Consider the following 17,201-nt stretch of genomic DNA (forward strand, 5'->3'; position numbering starts at 1 on the left):
ATCCCGTCGCTTAATTGAGCGGTGAGCATAACCGCTGTGACGCTTATCGGGGTAAGGGAGGCTCTGGTATCCTCGCCGACATGACTAAATCACTCCCTCTCAGCCTGATCGCAGCCCTCGGTGAAAACCGCGTGATCGGCGTCGACAACAGCATGCCCTGGCACTTGCCGGGGGACTTCAAATACTTCAAGGCCACCACCCTCGGCAAGCCGATCATCATGGGTCGCAAGACCTGGGATTCTCTCGGTCGTCCGCTGCCGGGCCGGCTGAACATCGTGGTCAGCCGTCAGGCGGATCTGCAGCTGGAAGGTGCGGAGGTTTATCCGTCGCTGGAGGCCGCGGTGGTTCGCGCTCAGCAATGGGCGAACGAGCAGGGCGTCGATGAGGTGATGTTGATTGGCGGGGCGCAGTTGTATGCGCAGGGGTTGGCGCAGGCTGATCGGTTGTATCTGACGCGCGTAGCGCTGAGCCCCGAAGGGGATGCGTGGTTTCCGGAGTTTGATTTGAATCAGTGGAAACTGGTGTCGAATGTTCCGAATCCGGCGGAGGGTGACAAGCCTGCCTACAACTTCGAAGTCTGGGAAAAAGCCTAAAAGCATCGCGGGCAAGCCCGCTCCCACAGTAATCAAGGTGGAACACACATTGTGTAAGCACCAAAAAACCTGTGGGAGCGGGCTTGCCCGCGAAGAGGCCCGCTCAGACGATGAAAATCTTAAACGTGAGCCAACGCCCCATGCTCATCCGCATCCAGCAGATCTTTATCGGTCTGCTGCATCATCTGGCTGGTAATCGCACCCGCCGTGATCGAACCACTCACGTTCAACGCCGTACGACCCATATCAATCAGCGGCTCAACCGAAATCAGCAACGCCACCAGTGACACCGGCAAACCCATGGCCGGCAGCACGATCAACGCGGCGAAGGTCGCGCCGCCACCGACCCCGGCCACGCCGGCCGAACTCAGCGTCACAATCGCCACCAACGTCGCGATCCACAGTGGGTCCAGCGGGTTGATGCCCACAGTCGGCGCGACCATCACCGCCAACATTGCCGGGTACAGACCGGCACAGCCGTTCTGGCCAATGGTCGCGCCGAACGAGGCGGCGAAACTGGCGATGGACTGTGGAATACCCAAACGGCTGGTCTGGGCTTCGATGCTCAGCGGAATGGTGGCGGCGCTGGAGCGGCTGGTGAAAGCAAACGTCAGCACCGGCCAGATCTTGCGGAAGAAGCGCAGCGGGTTGATTCCAGCCGCCGACACCAGCAGGCCATGGACTACAAACATCAAGCCCAGGCCGATATAGGACACCACCACGAAACTGCCGAGCTTGATGATGTCTTGCAGGTTGGAGCCGGCGACCACTTTGGTCATCAGCGCCAATACGCCGTACGGGGTCAGCTTCATCACCAGACGTACCAGACGCATCACCCAGGCTTGCAGGGTGTCGATGGCGTTGATCACTTTCTGACCTTTCTCGACATCATCCTTGAGCAGTTGCAGCGCTGCGACCCCAAGGAATGCAGCAAAAATAACCACGCTGATGATCGAAGTCGGCTTGACGCGAGCGAGGTCGGCGAACGGGTTCTGCGGGATGAACGACAGCAGCAGTTGCGGCACATTCAGGTCAGCGACCTTGCCCGCGTAGTCGCTCTGAATGGTTTGCAGGCGAGCCATTTCCTGGGTGCCGGCGACCAGGCCTTCGGCGGTAAGGTCGAACAGGTTGGTCAGACCGATGCCAATCAGCGCCGCGATAGCGGTGGTGAACAGCAGCGTGCCGATGGTCAGGAAGCTGATCTTGCCCAGCGACGAAGCGTTGTGCAGGCGCGCCACGGCGCTGAGGATCGAGGCGAACACCAGCGGGATCACGATCATTTGCAGCAACTGCACGTAACCGTTGCCCACCAGATCGAACCAACTGATCGAGGCTTTCAGTACCGGGTTGCCCGCACCATAGATCGTGTGCAGAGCGACACCAAAGATCACGCCCAGGACCAGCGCCAGCAGAACCTTTTTGGCCAGGCTCCAGGTGGTGTGACGGGTTTGCGCCAGGCCAAAGAGCAAGGCGAGGAACACCAGCAGATTGAGGATCAGCGGCAGATTCATAAAAGCTCCAATAACTTTGTGCCAGCTGCATTCCGGGGCAGCTGCGAACCGGCAAGCCTAACAGCTTGATATGTAATGATTTAATATCAAAAACAACGATTAACTGTCGTTTTTGGAATAAGCCGCTGACGCTGTGGGGAATGCCGCTGACGGAATCAGGATGCAAGCGGTCGCGGGCAGGCGGGGACTGTCATACAGATTTGTTAGCGTCGATATCTTTGAATCAGGGAGAAACGCAGATGAAGTTCGCACCGAAAATGCTGGCTGCCGTACTCTGCTTGGGCCTTGCCGGCCAAGCGTTCGCTACTGACCTGAAACACTGGCCAGCCGATCAGGCCAAGGCGCTGGACGCGATGATCGCGGCCAATGCCAACAAGGGTAACTTCGCGGTGTTCGACATGGACAACACCAGTTACCGCTACGACCTTGAAGAGTCCTTGTTGCCGTTCATGGAAAACAAGGGCCTGATCACCCGCGAGAGCCTCGATCCCTCCCTGAAACTGATCCCGTTCAAGGACACGGCCGACCATAAGGAAAGCCTGTTCAGCTATTACTATCGCCTCTGCGAAATCGACGACATGGTTTGCTATCCATGGGTCGCCCAAGTGTTTTCCGGCTTCACGCTTCAGGAGCTCAAGGGCAACGTCGATGAGTTGATGGCGTCTGGCAAACCGGTGCCGAGCACTTATTACGAAGGCGACGTGGTCAAGACCATCGACGTCAACCCGCCGAAAATCTTCACCGGTCAGAAAGAGCTCTACAACAAGCTGATGGAGAACGGCATCGAGGTCTATGTGATGACCGCCGCCTCCGAAGAACTGGTGCGCATGGTCGCCTCCGATCCGAAGTACGGCTACAACGTCAAACCGCAGAACGTGATCGGCGTGAGCCTGCTGCTCAAGGACCGCAAGACCGGCGAGTTGACCACGGCACGCAAGCAAGTCACCGCGGGCAAGTATGACGAGAAGGCCAACCTGGGCCTCGAACTGACCCCGTACCTGTGGACCCCGGCCACCTGGATGGCGGGTAAACAGTCGGCGATCCTGACGTACATCGATGAATGGAAAAAACCGGTCCTGGTGGGCGGCGATACCCCGACCAGCGATGGCTACATGCTGTTCCACAGCGTCGACGTGTCCAAGGGCGGCATCCATTTGTGGGTTAACCGCAAAGACAAGTACATGACCCAGATTAACGGCATGATGGCCAAGAACGCAGCAGCCCAGGCGAAAGAAGGCTTGGCGGTGACGGCGGATAAGAACTGGGTGATCGTGAAGCCTGAAGAGATTCAGTAAGACCGAGTCGCGCCCATCGCGGGCAAGCCTCGCTCCCACAGGGTCTGAGGTGATACATAGATTGTATGAGCACCGAAGATCCCCTGTGGGAGCGGGCTTGCCCGCGATGGGGCCATGACATTCACCATTAATGTTGAATGACACACCGCTTTCGCGAGCAGGCTCGCTCCCACATTTAACCGTGTTCAAAAAAAATGCCCCGCACTTGGCGTAATGCTGTTCACTTAAGCATTTGAGTCTCAGCTGGGCTTATCCGAAAATCCGATGCCAGATATCTGGCATCGGATTTTTTATGTCTGTTCAACAGGACCTGCTCGACCTCGGCGACCTTTTCAACTTCTGCGACCTGAGCACCTTCACCCAAAACATCCCCATAGAGTGGGTCGCGTCTGCGCTGGATCTTTCCAGTCAGGCCACCATTCGTCGACGTCGCCTGCCCGCTGACCAAGTGCTTTGGCTGGTGCTCGGCATGGCGCTGTTTCGTGATGAACCGGTTCACGAAGTGGCCAGACGTTTGAACATCTGCGCCCAAGGCCTGGCCTCTGACCACCTGTTGGCCCGTAGCGGTCTGACCGAAGCGCGTAAGCGGCTCGGCGCCGATCCCGTTGAGTGGCTGTTCCGCAAGACGGGAACCAATGGGGCGCGGAGCGCTATGACGGTGACGCCTGGCATGAACTGCAGGTGTTCGCAGTGGACGGAGCACTCTTGCGCACCCCGGATACGCCCGAGCTTCGGGACCACTTCGGGTCGGGAAACACCCCGAGCGACCGCCAGACTCCGTTTCCCATGCTGCGCCTGGTGGCGTTGATGAATGTACGTTCGCACGTGATCCTGGATGCGCAATTGAGCCCTTACCGACGCAGTGAAATGCGCTTGGCCGACGAGTTCCTGCAGCAGATCCCCGATCACTCGGTGACGTTGTTCGACAAAGGATTCTGGGGGGCCGAACTGCTGTCGAGCCTGAGCAGTGCTGGTAGCAACCGTCATTGGTTGATCCCGGCAAAAAAAGGAATGGTCTGCGAAGAAGTGACCCGCTACAGCCAGCACGATCGTTGGGTGCGCATGAAAGTCTCGCCGCAGGCCAGGAAGCGAAACCCGACCCTTCCAACGCATTGGGAGGCCCGCGAAGTCAGTTATGAAATTCAAGGCAAGCTAAAGACCGTCATGACGTCATTGCCGGCTAACGCCTACAACGCCAAGGCCGTGGCCAAGCTGTATCAGGAACGCTGGGAGATCGAATTGGGCTTCAGGGACATCAAGAGCTCGATGCAGCAGAACGCAGTGACCTTGCGTAGCAAAAAAGTCGACTTGGTCTATCAGGAGGTTTGGGGACTTTTGTTGGCTTATAACGTGATTCGTCGGGAAGCCAGCCAGGCGGCGGTGGCGTTTGGCCGAGCCCCCTCGGACATTCGTTTCAAACCGGCTTGCCAGTACATTGCCGTGCAACTGATAGTGATGGCAGCGGCCAACCCGATTTCAGCCACAGGCAGACGATTGGCAGAGTTAAGGGCAGGTATCGGAGGATTGTTTCTGGATCACCGTCCAAGACCTTCAAGGCCAAGGACGGTGAAAATATCAAAGACCCGGTTTCCAGTAGACCGTAAGGCTGCTCCGCTTAAGTGAACAGCATTACGCACTTGGCGGGGCATTTTTGTTTCTGCGACTGACGCTTACAACCCGTCGAGCATCGCCTTGTTACGTACCGCACCCTTGTCGGCGCTGGTGGCCAACAGGGCATACGCTTTCAGCGCAGTCGTCACTTTACGTGGACGCACTTCCACCGGTTTCCAGCCTTTCTTGTCCTGCTCGGCACGGCGCGCTGCCATTTCTTCATCGCTGATCAACAGGTTGATCGAGCGATTCGGAATGTCGATCAGCACCTTGTCGCCATCCTGCACCAGACCGATCGCGCCGCCGGCAGCCGCTTCTGGCGAAGCGTGGCCGATGGACAGGCCCGAAGTACCGCCAGAGAAACGGCCGTCGGTGAGCAGGGCGCAGGCTTTGCCCAGGCCTTTGGATTTCAGGTAAGACGTCGGGTACAACATTTCCTGCATGCCCGGGCCGCCTTTCGGGCCTTCGTAACGAATGATCACGATGTCGCCGGCCTTCACTTCGTCGGCGAGGATGCCGCGTACGGCGCTGTCCTGGCTTTCAAAGATCTTCGCGTTGCCTTCGAACACGTGGATCGATTCGTCGACGCCGGCGGTTTTCACCACGCAGCCATCCAGGGCGATGTTGCCGTACAGAACGGCCAGGCCACCTTCTTTCGAGTAAGCGTGTTCGACACTGCGGATGCAGCCGTTTTCACGGTCGTCATCCAGGGTTTCCCAGCGGGTCGACTGGCTGAACGCGGTTTGCGTCGGGATGCCCGCCGGGCCGGCCTTGAAGAAGTGGTGCACGGCTTCATCGGTGGTCTGGGTGATGTCCCACTTGGCGATGCCTTCAGCCAAGGACTTGCTGTGCACGGTCGGCAGATCGGTGTGCAACAGACCGCCACGGGCCAGGGAACCGAGGATGCTGAAGATCCCGCCGGCACGGTGCACGTCTTCCATGTGGTACTTCTGGATGTTCGGCGCGACCTTGCACAGTTGCGGTACATGGCGAGAAAGGCGGTCGATGTCGCGCAGGTCGAAATCGATCTCGGCTTCCTGGGCTGCGGCCAGCAAGTGCAGGATGGTGTTGGTGGAACCGCCCATGGCGATGTCCAGGGTCATGGCGTTTTCGAACGCCTTGAAGTTGGCGATGTTGCGCGGCAACACCGACTCATCGTTCTCGCCATAGTAACGTTTGCACAGCTCGACGATGGTGCGGCCAGCTTGCAGGAACAGTTGTTCGCGGTCGCTATGGGTGGCCAGGGTCGAACCGTTGCCCGGCAATGCCAGACCCAGGGCTTCAACGAGGCAGTTCATCGAGTTGGCGGTGAACATGCCGGAGCAGGAGCCGCACGTCGGGCAGGCGCTACGCTCATACTCCGCAACCTTCTCGTCAGAGGCGCTGGAGTCTGCGGCGATCACCATGGCGTCAACCAGGTCGAGACCGTGGCTGGCCAGTTTGGTCTTGCCGGCTTCCATCGGGCCGCCGGACACGAAGATCACCGGGATGTTCAGCCGCAAGGAGGCCATCAACATGCCAGGGGTGATCTTGTCGCAGTTGGAGATGCAGACGATGGCGTCGGCGCAGTGGGCGTTGACCATGTATTCGACGGAGTCGGCGATGATCTCGCGGCTCGGCAGCGAATAGAGCATGCCGTCGTGACCCATGGCGATGCCGTCATCCACAGCAATGGTGTTGAATTCTTTGGCGACGCCGCCGGCCCGTTCGATTTCGCGAGCGACCAGTTGCCCCAGATCCTTGAGGTGCACATGGCCCGGTACGAACTGGGTAAAGGAGTTGGCAATGGCGATGATCGGCTTCTTGAAGTCGTCATCTTTCATCCCCGTGGCGCGCCATAGTGCGCGAGCACCGGCCATGTTGCGGCCGTGGGTGGATGTTTTCGAGCGGTAATCAGGCATGAAGCACTCCGGGCGGCTAATCAGGTATCAAAAGGGAAGTGAGCTTCTATTGACGTCTGGAACACTCAGAAATGGCCGTGTGTCCGGAAGTTGCCGATAACTTTGCGGGATCGCCGCGCGCTTCAGCTTGAGCTCATAAACCCGCCGGGGGATGACTGGCGATGAATCTCGCGATTCTACACCGCTGGCGTCAGGAGGGAATGCCGGAAAGTGTTGAACCAGCGCTGATGGCGCGTATGGAGTGACGATCGGCGGGATTATTCGACGCTTGGACTGGCTCTTGGGCTTTTGGCTCGGCGATTGATGCGACTGTTCAGCGCCAGCGCCACGCTGCTCAAGAGGATGAAGCTGTATCCAAGGGTGGATTGCAGGTTGGCCGGGCTCAGGCTGATGAGCGCACTGATCAACCCGCCGCAGATGAATGTCACCGTGCTGCCGGCCGACGCCGAGGTTCCCGCATTTTCAGGGAACAGGCTCATGGCTTGGGAACTGGAGGCCGGTCGAGTGATGGTGGTGCCGGCGGTACAGATAAGCATCGGTACCAGGACGGTGATCGGGGACAGCGCAAAGTGGCTCGCGAGGTAAAGCAACATGAGGCCGGACAGCAGGATCAGGCTCAACCCGCTGATGATTTGATGACCGGGGCTGATGTGTTTACCCAATAGAGTCGCCACCATGCCGCCGACAATGTAGGCGCCGCCGTATATCAACAGAATCAGCGAGAAGTCATAGGCCGATAGTTGGAGTTGATCCATGAAAATCAGCGGCGAAATGACGATGAACGAAAAATGGCAGGCGAAGGCAAAGGCTGAGATCAACCAGTAGGGCAGGAAGTCAGCATCACGCAGGACCCGACCATAGGACTGGAGGATATTCGGCCGGGCGCCGGTTGCCACCGGACGGGTGTTTTCGAGAAACAGACAGGCTTTGAGCAGTACCACACCAGCCAGTGCGATAAACACCCAGAAGCTGCCCTGCCAGCCCAGCGTGGCTTGCAGGAATGTACCGGCCAGCGGCGAGACCGAGATGAAAATGCCGCTGGCGGTGACCATCAGGATCCGCAACCGGATACGTTCCTCACCCTCGAACAAATCCTGAACCAGCGCTTGTGACAGCACGAAACACCCGCAGCCCAGGGCCTGAATGACACGGAATAGCAGGAAGTAGGCATAGTCCGTGGTCAATAGGCAGCCCACTGCACCCAGCATCGAAACGGTTATTCCGGCGAGCAACAGTCCTTTGCGCCCGATCACATCCGACAGCGGCCCGATCAGCAGTTGAGAGGCCGCTATACCGACGGCAAACAGACTGACCGACAGCGCGATATCGGCGCGCGTGTTGCGAAAGTGGTCAGCCAGGGCGGGGAACGAGGGAAGCAGGACATCCAGTGGGAACACGCCAAGCAGTACCATTGACAACAACAGGCTGACCGCCCCCCGACGCTGTCTGACGGTTGCCGCAGGGCGTCCTTCATCCATCGACAAGCCCTGCCTTCATGAACAGTTGCTGGTTGTAAGGCAGGTCGAAGAAACCGGCTTTTTTCAACGCCTGAAGCGTCGCACCGGCGCCAGATCGCGCACGCCGAAGGGTGGCTTGGGGGCTGGTCAGTTCGCCAAGCACTTGCGTGATGGCGATGTCGCCGATACCCGCGCTGAGCAGGCTTTCCCGCAGCCATCGCTCATCGGCCTCGAAGAAAATCCGGATGCTGTCCAGCAGCAACCTGGCGGCGAATAGGCGTTGACGGCTGTTCAGCGTCAGCCACAGGTAATGGAACACTTCAGAGAAATAGCGACTGTGGCGCGCCTCGTCCGCGAGATGATCCCTGAGCATTGCCTGGACGCTGGACACCAGGTCGTCACGGCAGACGTCGAGCAGTTCCCTGGCAATGATCGTCTCCGATACGAACCCGACGAGAAACCAGGCCAGCGCCCGGTGTTTGTCAGGTGTGCGCTCGAGCAGGGCGTTCAATCGCGTGATGCGGTAGGGCATGACCGGGCGCAGGTTGATCCCGTAAACCCCGGCGATCTGCTCGGCGAGGTTATTGGAGAACAGGGCGTGATAACCCTCGTCGGTGTAAAGCTGAAGCGCGGCGGTCTTCATCCGCGGGGGAATGTTGACCTTCAATTCACCGTGGATGATGGTTTCCACGGAACGGTTGACGATGCGGTGTTCGAGCACGGTGGTGTAGTCGAGGAAGTACACCAGATGATTGGCCGACAGCCGATGGTTGACGGTTGGACCTAGCACTTTGATAGCCGGGTGATTCAGGTAAGCCAGCAAGCCTGGGGGAAACCAGTGACGTGTTTCCAGTTGCTGCTCCAGGTCTGTCGGTAATAGATAGTCGTGCTCGCTGGTTCGCACCGACGCGCGGGTATTCCAGTCGCCGAGGGTGAAACGCAGCGCCCAGGAAACGGGGAGGTCTGACGGAGCAATGATGGGGGCGGTCATTGTTGCGGCTCCCGACTGCTCAGCAGATCCTTCAATTCCTTGCACATCACTTGTCCGTCGCTGTGACCACAGCCAACGAAAAACAAGGGTTGTTCTGCGGTGTTCTCGAGCCCCAGCAATGTTTCGACCTGATCGTCCGTCAGTGCTCCGGTCAGCCACGTGTTCAACCCCAGTGCAGTGGCCACCAGTTGAAAGGTCTGGGAAATATGCCCCGCCTCCACGAAGGCCATTCGGTAGGCTCGCGAGTGTTCATATTTCCACCACAACTTGTCGAAGCGAGCGGTAATGAACAGGCCTACGGGCAGGTTATTGATGAAATGTTGGCCACACAGCAACTGCCCCAGTGGCGAGTCAGGTGCCGGGTTGACGAAGCTCAGTGCATGGTCGGTGGGATGGTAGGCGTAGAGCCCGGGTTTCAGGCCGTTGACGTTTTGCACATGAAGAAAGCCTTCGCAGGCATTCAACCCGCCGGCGGACGGGCTGCTGCGTCGGGCACCGAGACCTTCGACAATGGTTTCGTCGACGTCATTTTCGCGCTCATGCAAGTAGCCCAGGGACAGGTAAAGCAGTGTGCCGACCTCTTCCAGTGAAATCGCTTCATCCGTGAAGGTGCGGCAGGTTTTGCGGCCGATCAGGACGTTGGCAAGAGAGCCCTCCGGCAGGCAGGAAGGTTCTGGCAGGGCAATCAGCGAGTGTGCCTGGCGTTCTGTGAGCCTGGCGTCCGGCGCGGGTGAGTCCAGTACTTCGGTGCAATGGTCCAGATAGTGTCTCGACCATTCATGAATATTCTGAGGAATATGTTCGCAGGGAATGTTCTTGGTGCCGATATGGAATATTTTCGATAGTTCATCCCAGCCCCATTCAATAGTGTCTTGTATGGAGGTGGTCAGTATTCCGGAGTTCAGAAGTTGAGTGTCTACTATGTTGCTGTCGTTATACAGTTTTGGATTGCTGATGAGTTGTGCAAGCCGGGTTGAGTATTCCAGATTAAGTTCAAATTGTTTGTGATTCTTGTAATCCCAGACTATTTGGCCGGGCGTACGAGGAAGTATGAACAGGTATGGATTTATCTGCATGATGGGCGGTTCGCTCTGGGCTGTGCCATAGAAAACGCTGGGTAGCCGGCACTCCCCAGCGTTTTATTTACTTAGCGGGTTTTTGGCACAACCAGAAAAGCCAGGTTGGCGATTTTGTTTGTTTCCAGAGTAATTGCTTTCATGTTTTTGACTCCTTGTCATTGATAGTGAGTGTCACTTCGCGGTGACAACTCAATCATAGGCGGTAATGAGCCCTTATCAAGGAGATATTAAGTAGGAATATTCTAGTAATTTTGTCGGAGCGGTCTGGGGGTAGGGGCAAGTTTGTAAGTTATATTCTTTTAAATAAAAGATGCAGGGAAACGTCCTGCAAGTCAGTAGGACCGCAAGAGTAAGAAGCAGAGGCTGAAGAGTGGATGTCGTGGCGTTAAAACGGCTGACGGAGAGCCTGTTGGCTCCCCGTCAAACCAGCGTACTCAGCTGTTTGGCAGCAGACGGCAGGTGATGCTCTTGATGTAGCGAGTCTCGGCAATGGCCGGGTGTACCGGGTGATCCGGGCCCTGACCGCCGCGCTCCAGCATCTGGATGTTGCGGTCCAGGTGACGGGCGCTGGTCAGCAGAATGTTCTGCAGGTCGTCTTCCGGCAGGTGCATCGAGCACGAAGCGCTGACCAGGATGCCGTCCTTGCTAAGCAGGCGCATGGCTTGCTCGTTCAGGCGACGGTAGGCGCCTTCACCGTTTTTCATGTCTTTCTTGCGTTTGATGAAGGCAGGAGGGTCGGCCACGATGACGTCGAAACGCTCTTCGCTGGCTTTCAGTTCCTTCAGGGCTTCGAACACGTCGCCTTCGATGCAGGTCATTTTTTCGGCGACGCCGTTCAGTGCGGCGTTGCGCTCGACGCCGTCGAGGGCGAAGGCCGAAGCGTCGACGCAGAACACTTCACTGGCGCCGAAGGCAGCCGCTTGAACGCCCCAGCCGCCGATGTAGCTGTACAAGTCCAGTACGCGCTTGCCTTTGGCGTAAGGTGCCAGACGCGCGCGGTTCATGCGGTGGTCGTAGAACCAGCCGGTTTTCTGTCCCTGGATGACTGGTGCTTCGAATTTCACGCCATTCTCTTCCAGAGCGACCCATTCCGGCACCAGGCCGAACACGGTTTCGACGTAGCGGTTGAGGCCTTCGGCATCACGGGCAGCGGAGTCGTTCTTGAAAAGAATGCCGCTTGGCTTGAGCACTTGGGTCAGTGCCGCGATCACGTCATCTTTGTGAGCTTCCATGGTCGCCGAGGCGATCTGGACTACCAGAATGTCGCCGAAACGGTCGACCACCAGGCCTGGCAGCAGGTCGGAGTCGCCGTAGACCAGGCGATAGAACGGCTTGTCGAACAGGCGATCGCGCAGGGACAGGGCAACGTTCAGGCGATGCACCAGCAGCGACTTGTCCAGCGGCAACTTGATGTCGCGCGACAGCAGGCGGGCGCAGATCAGGTTGTTCGGGCTCATGGCAACGATGCCCAGCGGTTTGCCGCTGGCGGCTTCGAGAATCGCCTGGTCGCCGGCCTTGAAACCGTGCAAAGGCGTAGCGGCTACATCGATTTCGTTGCTATAGACCCACAAGTGGCCGTTCCGCAGGCGACGGTCGGCGTTGGCTTTGAGGCGCAGGCTAGGCAGGGACATGACGTCGCTCCGGAAAAAAGAGCGGGAGTATAGCGTGTTGAGGGAGTGGCGGGTTTGGTGGTCGATGAAACGCGGAGTCAGTAAGGTGCGGAACCTGTGGGAGCGAGCAAGCCCGCTCCCACATGAATGCGCTTGACTGACTGTCGGATCCATCTTCTTAAGGGTTAGAATCCCCGCCTGACCCGGAGTGTGTACTTATGTCCCAAGAGCTGACGAGCGAACAGATTCAACAGTCCCTGCAAGGCATCAGCGTGCCGGCCCAGCCGCAGATCATGGTGGATCTGCAGATGGAGCAGTACATGCCCGACCCGGACCTGGAAGTGATCGCCAAGCTGATCTCCCAGGACCCAGGCCTGTCCGGCGCCTTGCTGAAAATCGTCAACTCGCCGTATTACGGCTTGAGTAACAAGATCACCGCGATCCAGCGGGCAGTGAATCTGTTGGGCAGCCGTTCGATCATCAACCTGATCAATGCGCAGTCGATCAAGGGCGAGCTGAACGACGACGCCATCGTCACCCTCAACCGTTTCTGGGACACGGCGCAGGACGTGGCGATGACATGCCTGACCCTGGCCAAGCGTGTCGGAATCCAGGCCGGCGATGAAGCCTATGCACTGGGCCTGTTCCACGATTGCGGCATCCCGTTGATGCTCAAGAAATTCCCCGACTACATGAAAGTGCTGGAACAGGCCTATGGCAATGCCAGCGCCGAATGCCGCGTGGTGGATACCGAGAACAAGCAATACAACACCAACCACGCCGTGGTCGGGTATTACACCGCCAAGTCCTGGCGTCTGCCGGAACATGTCACCCAGGCTATTGCCAACCATCACAATGCCCTGGCCATTTTCAGCGATGAGTCATGCCGCAATACGCCGCTGAAAAACCTGCTGGCAATCCTGAAGATGGCCGAGCACATTTGCGCTTCCTATCGGGTGCTGGGCAACCAGTCTGAAGACCACGAATGGAACAATGTCGGGCATCTGGTGCTCGATTACATCGGTCTGTCGGAATACGATTTCGAAACCCAGAAACAAGAAATTCGCGACCTCGCCACGCGTTGAGTGTCGAACCTCGCCTGATTCGAGAGCCCCATGCCTGAACTGCCGGAAGTCGAAACCACCCGCCGCGGGATTGCACCGCACCTGGAAGGCCAGCGCGTCAGCCGGGTGATCGTGCGTGAGCGCCGTTTGCGCTGGCCGATCCCCGAAGACCTGGATGTGCGGCTGTCCGGTCAGCGCATCGTGCTGGTGGAACGGCGTGCCAAGTACCTGCTGATCAACGCCGAAGTCGGCACGCTGATCAGTCATTTGGGGATGTCGGGGAATCTGCGGCTGGTGGAAGTCGGCATGCCGGCGGCCAAGCATGAGCATGTGGACATTGAGCTGGAATCGGGCCTGGCCTTGCGTTACACCGACCCGCGACGCTTTGGCGCGATGCTCTGGAGTCTGGACCCGCTGAACCACGAACTGCTGGTTCGCCTAGGGCCGGAGCCGTTGACTGACCTGTTCGACGGCGAGCGACTGTTCCAGCAATCGCGCGGACGCTCCATGGCGGTCAAGCCGTTCATCATGGATAACGCGGTGGTGGTCGGCGTCGGCAATATCTATGCGACCGAAGCGTTGTTTGCGGCCGGCATTGACCCTCGCCGTGAAGCCAAGAGTATTTCCCGGGCGCGCTATTTGAAACTGGCGATCGAGATCAAGCGCATCCTTGCCCTCGCCATCGAGCGCGGCGGCACCACGTTGCGGGACTTTATCGGCGGCGACGGTCAGCCGGGTTACTTCCAGCAGGAACTGTTCGTGTACGGCCGTGGCGGTGAGCACTGCAAGGTCTGTGGCACGGGGCTGCGGGAAGTCAAGCTTGGGCAGCGCGCCAGCGTCTTTTGTCCGCGCTGTCAGAGCTGATATCGGCTACGGTCTATAGTCAGTGTTCTTACTGCCTAGCCGAAGGACCGTGCCATGAATTTGTTTCGAACCCTTGTCGTTGCGCTGCTGCTGAGCGCCGGTGCGCCCGCGCTGGCGGCTGAGAACGGCAGCGGCGATCCGCGTTACACCATCCAGAACCCACCGGCCTACGCCATGCTTGGCGATTTACTGATTGCCCGACCATTGTTGGTAGCGGCGACAGTGATCGGTGCCGGGGCGTTTGTGGTGTCGTTGCCGTTTACCGCGTTCGGTGGCGGTATTGGCGATGCGGGGCAGGCGTTGGTGGTCGATCCGGCGAAAGCCGCATTTGTGCGGTGCCTGGGGTGCATCGGGGAGGGGTTTGAGCAGCGGGAGTGAAGTCAGTTACATCTACGGTGTGGCTGATGGCCTCATCGCGGGCAAGCCCGCTCCCACAAGGACCGCGTAAACCCTGTGGGAGCGGGCTTGCCCGCGATGGCGTCTTCGAAGTTGCCGAATGACTCAAACCTTGCCGGTAATCTTGCGGTACTTCTCCATCAACTGTTCTTCAGTCTCCGGATGAGCCTCGTCCAGCGGGATGCAATCCACCGGGCAGACCTGCTGGCACTGCGGTTCGTCGTAGTGGCCGACACATTGTGTGCACAGGTTCGGGTCGATCACGTAGATCTCTTCGCCCTGGGAGATGGCGGCGTTCGGGCACTCGGGTTCGCAGACGTCGCAGTTGATGCAATCGTCGGTGATGATCAGGGACATGCTAACTCCAGCCGGGGCGGCAGGCCCGGGCGCAATAAATCAATGCGCACAATTGTGCCGCATTGGCGCCCGCAGTGCACGCGGGCGCGATCAAGTGCAGCGATCGAAGATTGCGATAGCCGTAAAAGATCGCAGCCTTCGGCAGCTCCTACTTTTTAAAGCGCAGGGTGAGGGCGTCGGCCACCGCCGGGTGGACGAACTTGGTGATATCGCCGCCCAGGGCCGCGATTTCACGCACCAGCGTCGAGGAAATGAATGAATAACGCTCGGACGGTGTGAGAAACAGGCTTTCCACATCCGGTGCCAGTTGGCGATTCATGTTGGCCAGCTGGAATTCGTATTCGAAGTCCGACACCGCGCGCAAACCACGCAGGAATATGTTGGCGTTCTTCTCTTTGGCGAAATGCGCGAGCAACGTCGAGAAACCGACGACTTCAACGTTCGGCAAATGTTTGGTGACCTCGCGGGCCAGCTCCACACGTTGTTCCAGGGGAAACAGCGGGTTTTTTTTCGGGCTGGCGGCGACGGCGATGATCACGTGATCGAACAGGCGCGAGGCGCGTTCGACCAGATCGCCATGGCCCTTGGTAATAGGGTCGAAGGTACCTGGGTACAACACTCGGTTCATCGCGTCGTCCTGGCGGGAGTCCGTTGGGGAGTCGGATGGTATCGCAGCCTTCCCGGTCGGCCAAGTCGCCTGTTGGGTAAGAAAGCACTATAGACGATGGGAATATTCCGCGTTTTCATGGGTTTTTCAAACGTTCGGCCAGCGAAGTGGCCAATTGCGCCGTCAGTCCGTAGACCGACAATTGGGGGTTTGCGCCAATGCTGGTGGGGAAAAGCGAGCCGTCATGAATCGACAGATTACGCAGTTGATGATGTCGACCAAGGCTGTCGGTCACAGCGCTTTTCGGATCTTCACCCATGGCACAACCGCCCATCACATGGGCACTGCCCAGACGCGTGCGATACAACTCAAGTCTCAAATCGTCGATCAATGCGCGCGCTTCGGCGAGGGTTTTCACGTAACGAGCGTCGGCGTGCATCGGCATCACGGCGTTGGCGCCACCGGCGAACTGGATCTCGGCCATGCTGTGGAAAGCCCGACGCACCCCGTCCCAGGTATACGGTGAAACCTGATAGTCGAGCACCGGTGTACCGTCACCGCGCAATTCGACGCTGCCACCAGGGCTGTCCGGGTGAAAACCGTCCCGCAGCAACGCCAACATGGCATGGGTGTGCGGCAGGTTTTCCATATGCCGGGCGCTTTCCGTGCCGAAGCCGCCAAGCAGGGTGCTGGCCAGCGCGGGGTGCAGCGGTGGAACCTCCAGTTTGTAAGACATCTTGCCGGTGGTGCCATCCTGCCACTGGAAATGGTCGGAATAGATCGACTGCGGCGCGCCATAGAACGGGTTGATCACCTCATCAAACAGCCCGGCGGACATGTTTACCAAGTGCAGGAAGGTCCGTTTACCCAGCCGCTCGTGAGGATCCGGCGCTTCGGAGCGCATTAGCAGCGCCGGGCTGTTGATCCCGCCGCCGGCCAGCACGTAATGCCGAGCCTTGACCGTAATCGTGCGTCCGGTAGGCGCAACGCAACGCTCATCCATCGCCACACATTGCAAGCCAGTGACCTTGCCGTCTTTGATCGACAGCTTTTCGGCGCGGGCCAGATAGAGTAGCTCGCCACCTTTTTCCAGGGTCGCCGGAATGGTCGTGACCAGCATCGATTGCTTGGCGTTGGTCGGGCAACCCATGCCGCAGTAGCCGATGTTCCAGCAACCGCGCACGTTGCGCGGAATCACATGCCAGGCGTAGCCGAGTTTTTCGCAGCCTTTGCGGATGACGTCGTTGTTGGCGTTGGGCGGCACCGGCCACGGGGCGACGCCCAGGCGTTGTTCCATTTGCTCGAACCAGGGCGTCATTTCGGCCGGCGTGTGACCTATGACGTCGTGCTCTTTGGCCCAGTGTTCCAGCGTCGGGTCCGGGGTGCGAAAGCTTGAGGTCCAGTTGATCAGCGTGGTGCCGCCCACTGCACGGCCCTGAAGGATGGTGATCGCGCCGTCCTTGCTCATGCGCCCGATGCCTTCCTGATAGAGGCTGGTGTAGGCCTGGTCTTCGAGCATCTTGAAATCGCTGCTGGTCTTGAGCGGGCCTTCTTCGATCAGCAACACCTTGTAGCCGGCGGCGCTGAGGATTTCGGCGGTGGTCCCGCCGCCGGCGCCGCTGCCGATGATTGCCACGTCCGTTTCGAGGGTCAGGTCCTGGGTCAGTCGGGCGCCGTTGTAGGTTTTCCAGCCACGGGCCAGGCCTTCGCGGAACGGATCGGGTACGGGCATGATGTTCGGGTTCTCTTATTATTTTGGATTCGGTGGTGATGCGGCTGACGCCATCGCGGGCAAGCCACGCTCCCACAGGATTTGAGATGGACCACCCTTTTGTGAGCGACTCAAACCCTGTGGGAGCGTGGCT

14 protein-coding genes and 1 pseudogene are annotated in these 17,201 nt (G+C 58.7%); 6 read left to right on the forward strand and 9 right to left on the reverse strand.

All coding sequences use genetic code 11. From position 1 onward, the window contains the following. The first annotated feature begins 80 nt into the window (after positions 1–80). Positions 81–593, forward strand: coding sequence for a dihydrofolate reductase (locus tag PSH88_RS01820; protein WP_084322472.1), 513 nt, complete (start codon positions 81–83; stop codon positions 591–593). A gap of 119 nt (positions 594–712) precedes the next feature. On the opposite strand, the gene PSH88_RS01825 is transcribed toward PSH88_RS01820, so the two are convergent. Continuing rightward, positions 713–2,104, reverse strand: a complete 1,392-nt coding sequence (locus PSH88_RS01825; protein WP_305424669.1) for an L-cystine transporter — start codon at positions 2,102–2,104, stop codon at positions 713–715. Between the two features lie 239 nt (positions 2,105–2,343). Here PSH88_RS01825 and PSH88_RS01830 point away from each other — a divergent pair, with 239 nt between their 5' ends. Together PSH88_RS01830 and PSH88_RS01835 are read left to right on the forward strand one after the other, a co-directional pair. Next, positions 2,344–3,399 carry an HAD family hydrolase gene (locus PSH88_RS01830; RefSeq protein ID WP_305424670.1) on the forward strand — a complete coding sequence of 352 codons (1,056 nt, stop codon included), beginning with the start codon at positions 2,344–2,346 and terminating at the stop codon, positions 3,397–3,399. 292 nt (positions 3,400–3,691) lie between these two features. Further along, positions 3,692–5,022, forward strand: a pseudogene (locus PSH88_RS01835) (IS4 family transposase). A 47-nt stretch (positions 5,023–5,069) separates the two neighbouring features. Here PSH88_RS01835 and ilvD read toward each other — a convergent pair. The 5 genes from ilvD to PSH88_RS01860 all read right to left on the reverse strand — a co-directional run bounded on the left by ilvD (position 5,070) and on the right by PSH88_RS01860 (position 12,069). Beyond that, positions 5,070–6,911: a dihydroxy-acid dehydratase gene (gene ilvD / locus PSH88_RS01840; protein WP_007897835.1), complete on the reverse strand. Its 1,842-nt coding sequence runs from the start codon at positions 6,909–6,911 to the stop codon at positions 5,070–5,072. Between the two features lie 257 nt (positions 6,912–7,168). Then, positions 7,169–8,389, reverse strand: coding sequence for an MFS transporter (locus PSH88_RS01845; RefSeq protein ID WP_305424672.1), 1,221 nt, complete (start codon positions 8,387–8,389; stop codon positions 7,169–7,171). Then, positions 8,382–9,359, reverse strand: coding sequence for a diiron oxygenase (locus PSH88_RS01850; protein WP_305424674.1), 978 nt, complete (start codon positions 9,357–9,359; stop codon positions 8,382–8,384). The genes PSH88_RS01845 and PSH88_RS01850 overlap by 8 nt, the downstream gene beginning before the upstream one ends. Continuing rightward, on the reverse strand, positions 9,356–10,435 hold the full coding sequence (locus PSH88_RS01855) for a SagB family peptide dehydrogenase (protein ID WP_305424675.1): 1,080 nt from the start codon (positions 10,433–10,435) through the stop codon (positions 9,356–9,358). Before PSH88_RS01855 ends, PSH88_RS01850 begins: the two co-directional genes overlap by 4 nt. 437 nt (positions 10,436–10,872) lie before the next feature. Next, entirely contained in the window at positions 10,873–12,069 is a 1,197-nt protein-coding gene (locus PSH88_RS01860) for a class I SAM-dependent rRNA methyltransferase (protein ID WP_007897847.1), read from the reverse strand. 251 nt (positions 12,070–12,320) lie between these two features. Here PSH88_RS01860 and PSH88_RS01865 point away from each other — a divergent pair, with 251 nt between their 5' ends. Genes PSH88_RS01865 through PSH88_RS01875 form a run of 3 tightly spaced genes read left to right on the forward strand, consistent with a single transcriptional unit; the run spans position 12,321 to position 14,354 of the window. Beyond that, the gene (locus PSH88_RS01865) at positions 12,321–13,133 is read left to right on the forward strand and encodes an HDOD domain-containing protein (RefSeq protein WP_305426929.1); all 813 of its coding nucleotides are present in this window, start codon (positions 12,321–12,323) and stop codon (positions 13,131–13,133) included. Between the two features lie 30 nt (positions 13,134–13,163). Next, a complete protein-coding gene (gene mutM, locus PSH88_RS01870; RefSeq protein WP_305424676.1) occupies positions 13,164–13,976 on the forward strand; it encodes a bifunctional DNA-formamidopyrimidine glycosylase/DNA-(apurinic or apyrimidinic site) lyase in 813 nt (270 codons plus the stop codon). A gap of 54 nt (positions 13,977–14,030) precedes the next feature. Further along, complete coding sequence (locus PSH88_RS01875) at positions 14,031–14,354, forward strand: multidrug transporter (protein ID WP_305424677.1); 324 nt, start codon at positions 14,031–14,033, stop codon at positions 14,352–14,354. A 123-nt stretch (positions 14,355–14,477) separates the two neighbouring features. On the opposite strand, the gene PSH88_RS01880 is transcribed toward PSH88_RS01875, so the two are convergent. From PSH88_RS01880 to PSH88_RS01890, 3 genes are all read right to left on the reverse strand, one after another. After that, positions 14,478–14,729 (reverse strand): YfhL family 4Fe-4S dicluster ferredoxin, encoded by a 252-nt coding sequence (locus PSH88_RS01880; RefSeq protein ID WP_095057374.1) that lies wholly within the window; start codon positions 14,727–14,729, stop codon positions 14,478–14,480. A 148-nt stretch (positions 14,730–14,877) separates the two neighbouring features. Then, positions 14,878–15,357 (reverse strand): pantetheine-phosphate adenylyltransferase, encoded by a 480-nt coding sequence (coaD, locus tag PSH88_RS01885; RefSeq protein ID WP_038980940.1) that lies wholly within the window; start codon positions 15,355–15,357, stop codon positions 14,878–14,880. A 115-nt stretch (positions 15,358–15,472) separates the two neighbouring features. Then, positions 15,473–17,068 carry a GMC family oxidoreductase gene (locus tag PSH88_RS01890; RefSeq protein ID WP_305424679.1) on the reverse strand — a complete coding sequence of 532 codons (1,596 nt, stop codon included), beginning with the start codon at positions 17,066–17,068 and terminating at the stop codon, positions 15,473–15,475. Positions 17,069–17,201: the final 133 nt, after the last annotated feature.

This window comes from Pseudomonas wuhanensis (genome assembly GCF_030687395.1).
GTDB lineage: Bacteria > Pseudomonadota > Gammaproteobacteria > Pseudomonadales > Pseudomonadaceae > Aquipseudomonas > Aquipseudomonas wuhanensis.